Annotated in this window: 8 protein-coding genes; 7 read left to right on the top strand and 1 reads right to left on the bottom strand. The window is 38.6% G+C overall.

Features of this window, described 5'->3' with window-relative positions; all coding sequences use genetic code 11:
• From AB685_RS25030 to AB685_RS25005, 6 genes are all read left to right on the top strand, one after another.
• Positions 1-933 (top strand): PP2C family protein-serine/threonine phosphatase (locus AB685_RS25030; protein ID WP_047973304.1); only part of this gene is annotated, 933 nt, incomplete at its 5' end.
• Positions 934-994: 61 nt separating this feature from the next.
• Entirely contained in the window at positions 995-1,327 is a 333-nt protein-coding gene (locus AB685_RS25025) for an STAS domain-containing protein (protein ID WP_047973303.1), read from the top strand.
• A complete protein-coding gene (gene rsbW / locus AB685_RS25020) occupies positions 1,324-1,812 on the top strand; it encodes an anti-sigma B factor RsbW (RefSeq protein WP_047973302.1) in 489 nt (162 codons plus the stop codon). The genes AB685_RS25025 and rsbW overlap by 4 nt, the downstream gene beginning before the upstream one ends.
• On the top strand, positions 1,772-2,557 hold the full coding sequence (gene sigB / locus AB685_RS25015; protein WP_047973301.1) for an RNA polymerase sigma factor SigB: 786 nt from the start codon (positions 1,772-1,774) through the stop codon (positions 2,555-2,557). Before rsbW ends, sigB begins: the two co-directional genes overlap by 41 nt.
• The gene (locus AB685_RS25010) at positions 2,557-3,156 is read left to right on the top strand and encodes a SpoIIE family protein phosphatase (protein WP_047973300.1); all 600 of its coding nucleotides are present in this window, start codon (positions 2,557-2,559) and stop codon (positions 3,154-3,156) included. The genes sigB and AB685_RS25010 overlap by 1 nt, the downstream gene beginning before the upstream one ends.
• A gap of 192 nt (positions 3,157-3,348) precedes the next feature.
• Positions 3,349-5,484 (top strand): Tex family protein, encoded by a 2,136-nt coding sequence (locus tag AB685_RS25005; protein WP_047973305.1) that lies wholly within the window; start codon positions 3,349-3,351, stop codon positions 5,482-5,484.
• A 67-nt stretch (positions 5,485-5,551) separates the two neighbouring features.
• On the opposite strand, the gene cmpA is transcribed toward AB685_RS25005, so the two are convergent.
• On the bottom strand, positions 5,552-5,680 hold the full coding sequence (gene cmpA / locus AB685_RS31070; protein WP_128755942.1) for a cortex morphogenetic protein CmpA: 129 nt from the start codon (positions 5,678-5,680) through the stop codon (positions 5,552-5,554).
• Positions 5,681-5,775: 95 nt separating this feature from the next.
• Between cmpA and AB685_RS25000 the strand changes: the two genes are divergently transcribed.
• Positions 5,776-6,228 carry a SprT family protein gene (locus AB685_RS25000; protein WP_047973299.1) on the top strand — a complete coding sequence of 151 codons (453 nt, stop codon included), beginning with the start codon at positions 5,776-5,778 and terminating at the stop codon, positions 6,226-6,228.
• Positions 6,229-6,424 lie beyond the last annotated feature (196 nt).

The raw sequence follows: 6,424 nt of genomic DNA, 5'->3' as shown, positions 1-6,424 counted from the left end.
TTATACGAAGCGCAACAATTCAGTAAAATCTTACTCGAACATCAAATATCACCTGAGGAACTTGTGAGTATTCATCGCTCTATCTTAGAAGAGTTGTTTCCTAGTGTATCAAATGAAGTGCAAGATTCATTTGAACTCTTACTCGAAGTCATGATGGGCTATGGCTTAGCATATCGTGAACATCAGAGCTTGAGAGATCGCCAAAGAGAACTGGAGTCTGAAATTGACGTTGCGGCTAACATGCAGCAAACTTTACTGCCGAAAGAAATACCGGCAGATGGGGTGTTAGATATTGGTGTTATCAGTGTGCCTGCAACAAAAATGAGCGGCGATTATTATCATTTTGTAAGAGATGAAAATGGCAATGTTGGCGTAGCTATTGCTGATATTATCGGTAAAGGCGTACCTGCAGCATTGTGTATGTCTATGATCAAATATGCTATGGATAGTTTGCCCGAACAARGGTTAAGGCCAGGAGCATTACTTGAGAATTTAAATCGTGTAGTTGAACAAAATGTAGATGATAGCATGTTTATTACAATGATGTACGGGGCATATGATACTGGTACACATGAATTTCACTACTCTGGTGCTGGACATGAGCCAGGTTTTTATTACTCATCTTCAACAGATCAATTTGAAGAATTATACGCAAAAGGTTTGGTGCTGGGTGTGTCCCGCCACACGAAATTCCGTGAATATCACAAGAAGGTAGAGAAAGGTGACTTTATCGTTTTCCTTTCAGATGGTGTGACGGAATGTCGAGTGGATGATGAATTTATTGAACGCGAAGAGATTGTCAAAATGATTCGGAAGTACATGCATCTAAGCGCTCAAGAGATTGTCAAAAATGTTTATCAGGATCTCGTGAAATTACAAGATTTTACTTTGCGTGATGATTTCACATTAATGATTTTGCGCCGAGAAGTTTAAAATTGAATGATTTGTGGTATTTATAAACTATTGTCATATGGGATACCAGGAGGAGATATAGATGAACTTAGATATTCGTCATGAACAGTCAGAGGATGCAGAACTTATTTATCTAACAGGGGAAATTGATGCGTATACCGCACCGAAATTACGTGGTGCACTAACGCCACTTGCCGAAACAAGCACTAAACAAATCGTAGTCGATTTGAAAAATGTTCAATATATAGATAGTACGGGATTGGGAATTTTTGTTGGTATATTGAAATTAACAGATGCCAATGAAAGTTCGTTAAAGTTGAGAGGAATGTCTGATCGAGTCCGTCGTTTATTTACAATTACTGGCCTAGATGAAGTCATTCAGATTGAGCATAATAAAGARGAGGAAGCGAAATGAACCATCAGCAAGTTGATCACATCGAGATGAGTGTTCCTGCTAAGCCTGAGTTCGTAGGAGTCGTACGTTTGACTGTTTCTGGAATTGCCAATCGTTTAGGGTTTACGTACGATGACATTGAAGATATAAAGATTGCTGTTGCAGAAGCATGTACGAACGTAGTGAATCACGCTTATGAAGGTGAAGGATTAATCTCTGCTTCTTTTGTACTCCATGAAGATCGAATGGAAATCGTCATTGCCGATCGTGGCCAAAGTTTTGATATGAACGGGTTACGTGAACGCTTAGGACCGGTTGATTCAAGTAAGCCTGTTGGCGATCTTAAAGAAGGGGGGCTTGGCCTCTTTTTAATCAACACTTTGATGGATAAAGTGGAGATCAACGACGAATCAGGGGTTATCTTAATGATGACAAAGTTCATTCACGGAGATGAGGTGGAGTCAAATGTCGACGGAGTCCCTTCCACACAAACAAAACAAAGATGAGGTATATGATTGGATTCGCCTTTATCAAGAGACAGGCGATGAAGAGACCCAAGTAAAGCTTGTTAAGCATTATGAGGCTCTTGTCCGTTCATTAGCTCGGAAATTTTCTAAGGGTCGGGAATACGATGAAGATCTCTACCAAGTTGGAATGGTAGGATTGTTGGCTGCTTTGACTCGATTCGATAGTGAATTTGGTCGTAGCTTTGAATCTTTTGCTGTGCCGACTATCGTAGGGGAGATCAAACGGTTCATTCGTGATAAAACATGGAGTGTACATGTTCCTAGACGTATTAAAGAGTTAGGTCCTAAAATAAAAAAAGCAGTAGAAGCATTAACTGTTGAATATAACCGATCGCCACTTGTTCATGAAATTGCTGCGTATTTAGAGGTCTCTGAAGAAGAAGTTCTAGAAACGATGGAGATGAGTAAGAGTTACCAGGCTTTATCAGTGGATCGTTCGCTTGAAGCAGATCAAGAAGGTGGAGAGGTAACCTTACTTGATCTTGTAGGGAATGTAGATGGTGGATTTGAAAAGACTGATCAAAAAATGTTACTAGAAAAAGCTTTTCAAGTTCTCAACGAAAGAGAGAAACAAATTTTATTGTTAACTTATTATGAGAATTTGAGTCAAAAAGAGACTGGTGAAAAGCTTGGTATTTCTCAGATGCATGTTTCCCGTCTTCAGCGCAGAGCTTTACAAAAACTACGTGATTCAATAAAAGTCGAGCCATCGGAGATTTTGTAATGATTAATTTTTATGAGCATAAAAACCTAGAAATCGCCGCTGTTCAGCAGGCTAAGCCGGGCAATATACATTGTGGTGATGCTCATGTAGTGGTCGAAGAAAAGGATTTTACAATTTGCGCTGTAGTAGACGGGCTTGGTAGTGGCGAGGGGGCTTCTGAATCAGCTGTTGCTGCGATTAAAATAATAAAAGATAATCGTTTTCTGGATGTTGAGGAGATTGTTAAGACCTGTAACGAGGCTATGGTTAACAAGCGAGGTGCAGTTTTAACCTTAGTGAAAGTTGATTTCGTAAAAAAAGAACTAAACTACTGTAACTTTGGCAACATCGGTTTTGTCATGTATTATCCTGATGGTACAACAATTCAACCTATTCCCTTGAGAGGGTATTTATCAGGAAGAAAAGCCGTAATTAAGAGTAAAAGCTTCTCTTACAAAGAAGGTAGCATATTTATGTTGTATTCTGATGGTGTCAAAATCCCTTTTTCAAAAAAGAACCTTTTAACTATTGATTCTTTAAAAAAGGAATTTACTGATTTACTAACGTTAGACCGATTTGCAATTGATGATGTTACATTGTTGGTGGGCAAGCTAGCATAAACGAAACCTCCTCTTTAAAGGAGGTTTTTTTGTGTAGTAAAAATGATAAATGGGAGGAAATATGATGCTGAAGTGGAAGTTAGTTGTTCATTCTTTTACCTATGATATGATTAGTTAGGCAGGCTACTAACAAAGGAGCTGGAAAAGTTGAGTGATTTTAATCAAACCTTAATTAAAACGATCGAACAAGAGATGTCTGTTCAGGAGAAGTACATACGTAATTTAATCGAGCTAGTAGAAGAAGGGAATACGGTCCCTTTTATTGCGAGATATCGAAAAGAGTTAACAGGCTCATTAGATGAAGTGCAAATTCGTACAATTGTTGAGAAATGGGAATATGCGAATCAGTTGCAAAACAGAAAAGAAGAGGTCAAACGCTTAATTAGGGATCAAGACAAATTAACGGATGAACTCTCTAAAAAGATAGATCAAGCATTGAAACTTCAAGAAATCGAGGATCTATATAGACCGTATAAGCAAAAAAGGCGCACTAAAGCAACTGTTGCAAAGGAAAAAGGATTAGAACCTTTAGCGAAATGGATGTTTTCCTTTCCGAAAAATGTCGATGTGTTAGCAGAAGCAAGAAAATACGTTAATGAAGAGCAAGGCGTAGCGAACGAGGAAGAAGCTCTTGAGGGCGCTGGAGATATTATAGCTGAATGGGTATCTGATGATGCTGATTTACGAAAGCTTATTCGTTTACGTTCTTTTAAAGAAGGTAAGGTTCAAACATCCGCGAAAAATAAGGAAGCTGATGAAAAATCTACTTACGAAATGTATTATGAGTATTCAGAAGCAATTCGATCGATTGTTCCTCATAGAATTCTAGCGATTAATCGGGGGGAAAAAGAAGGGGTTCTTAAAGTGTCTCTTGAGTTTCAGGCGGACCGAATGGTAGAGGAGATCGAAAGGCGTTTGATGCGTCAATCAGGATCTTCACCGACAGCAGAATATATTAAGGTTGCTATACAGGACGGATATAAGCGATTAATTGAGCCGTCCATTGAAAGAGAGATAAGAAATGAACTGACGAATAAAGCAGAGGAACAAGCGATTCATATTTTCTCTGAAAACTTGCGTAACTTACTATTACAACCACCCATTAAAGATAAGGTTGTGTTAGGGGTAGATCCAGCTTATCGTACAGGTTGTAAGTTGGCTGTAGTAGATGGAACTGGCAAAATGCTTGATATAGGTGTGGTATATCCCACGCCTCCTCGAAATGAAGTAGAAAAAGCAGCTGCTAAAATTAAAGACCTTATCAAGAAGCATAATGTTGAAATGATTGCCATAGGTAACGGGACCGCTTCAAGGGAAACAGAGCAGTTTATTGCCGATTTGATTAATGATTTGCCTGGTTCTGTTTACTATCTAATTGTAAATGAAGCAGGTGCAAGTGTGTATTCTGCATCTGACTTAGGAAGAGAAGAATTTCCGGAATTTCAAGTAGAGGAGAGAAGTGCAGTCTCTATTGCTAGGAGGTTGCAAGATCCTCTAGCGGAGCTTGTTAAAATTGATCCTAAATCAGTTGGGGTGGGTCAATATCAACATGATGTAACTCAAAAGCGTTTATCTGAATCGTTAAGCTTTGTTGTGGAAACTGTTGTTAACCAAGTAGGTGTAAATGTGAATACTGCTTCGGTTTCCTTATTGCAATATGTAGCTGGGTTATCGAAATCCGTTGCTACAAATATAGTGAAGCGCCGAGAAGAAGAAGGGCGCTTTACAACTCGTACTCAATTAAAGAAAGTACCGAGATTAGGCGCAAAAACATATGAACAATGTATTGGTTTCTTACGTATTCAAGATGGAAAAAACCCATTGGATGCAACGGCTATCCACCCTGAAACATATAAAGAAACGGAAGCTCTGCTGGAAAAAGTTGGAGCGACACGTTCAGATGTGGGGAATAAAGAGCTCAGTGAGAAGCTATCAGGGATTGATGAACAGCATATAGCGCAAGAGCTTGATCTAGGATTACCAACGGTTAATGATATTATCACTACCTTAATTAGACCAACTAGAGATCCTCGTGATGAAGTCGCGAAACCTCTGTTGAAACAAGGAGTGCTTCAATTAGAAGATCTAAATCGAGGGATGGAATTGCAAGGAACCGTTCGGAATGTAGTCGATTTTGGGGCCTTTATTGATATTGGAGTCAAGCAAGATGGGCTAGTGCATATTTCGAAACTTACGAAGAGATTTGTTAAGCATCCCCTTGAAGTTGTTGCTGTAGGAGAGATTGTGACAGTGTGGGTGGAGGATGTAAATGTAAAAAAAGGAAGAGTAGCTTTAACTATGCTCGAACCTGCAATCCAACCAGTTTAAAAAATAGACCATGCACTCRCATGGTCTATTTTCATAGTAATATTTAAATGACTTGAAGAAGAATGGTTTAACCTAGGTGTTTGTTCATCTGTTCCTTACGTTGATAATAGAACCAACATTGGTTTAAAATCTTTATTTGATGGCGGTTTTGCTCTTTGAAAGCACGTTGTAACTGGGTGCATAACCATGTGGGCATCTCTCCCAACTCCTTAATGAATATGGTAGTATATTCATTATATGAGTGAGAGTTTGTCAATGTTGAGTGTATTTTATTGTTACAGGAGTGATTGTGTGGATCAAAGTGAGGTACAAAGACTAGTTGAAAACATATCATTAAAAAGCTTCAATAAGCCTTTTTTGCATGAGGCTAGATTCAACCCCAGGCTACGGACCACTGGTGGAAGGTATTTATTAAGGTCACATGATATTGAATTGAATCCAAAGCAGTTTCAAGCTCACGGACTTGAGGAATTGGTTGCGATTATTAAACATGAGCTGTGCCATTATCATTTACATCTTGAAGGCAGAGGGTATATGCATCGAGATCAAGAATTTAAAGAGTTATTACATCGTGTAGGGGGATCTCGTTATTGCAGGGAAATTCCTGGGATGAGGAGGCAGGAGGGATTCAATCATGTATATGAGTGCAAAGAGTGCAATCTTATTTATAAGAGAAAAAGAAGAATTAATACTGTTAAATATGTGTGTGGGAAATGCAAAGGGAAATTAAGAAAAAAATTATAAAAAAGTATTGATTAACTTAAATAAGCTGTGATATATTATAGAAGTCGCTAAGCGGCACAAATAATTTAGTCAACACTTCAATGAAAAATGTTGACAAGCTACATGACTTTCATTATAATACATAAAGTGGCAGTAACATTATTCCACAGTAGCTCAGTGGTAGAGCAATCGGCTGTTAACCGATCGGTCGTAGGTT

The sequence above is a fragment of the Bacillus sp. LL01 genome (assembly GCF_001037965.1).
Note: the sequence above shows the minus strand (reverse complement) of the source record. Positions and strands in the feature narration are given on the sequence as shown.

Coding starts and splice junctions, on each gene's coding strand:
- rsbW (WP_047973302.1), top strand. CDS start 1,324: ATGAACCATCAGCAAGTTGATCACATCGAGATGAGTGTTCCTGCTAAG.
- sigB (WP_047973301.1), top strand. CDS start 1,772: ATGTCGACGGAGTCCCTTCCACACAAACAAAACAAAGATGAGGTATAT.
- AB685_RS25010 (WP_047973300.1), top strand. CDS start 2,557: ATGATTAATTTTTATGAGCATAAAAACCTAGAAATCGCCGCTGTTCAG.
- AB685_RS25005 (WP_047973305.1), top strand. CDS start 3,349: ATGTCTGTTCAGGAGAAGTACATACGTAATTTAATCGAGCTAGTAGAA.
- cmpA (WP_128755942.1), bottom strand. CDS start 5,680: ATGCCCACATGGTTATGCACCCAGTTACAACGTGCTTTCAAAGAGCAA.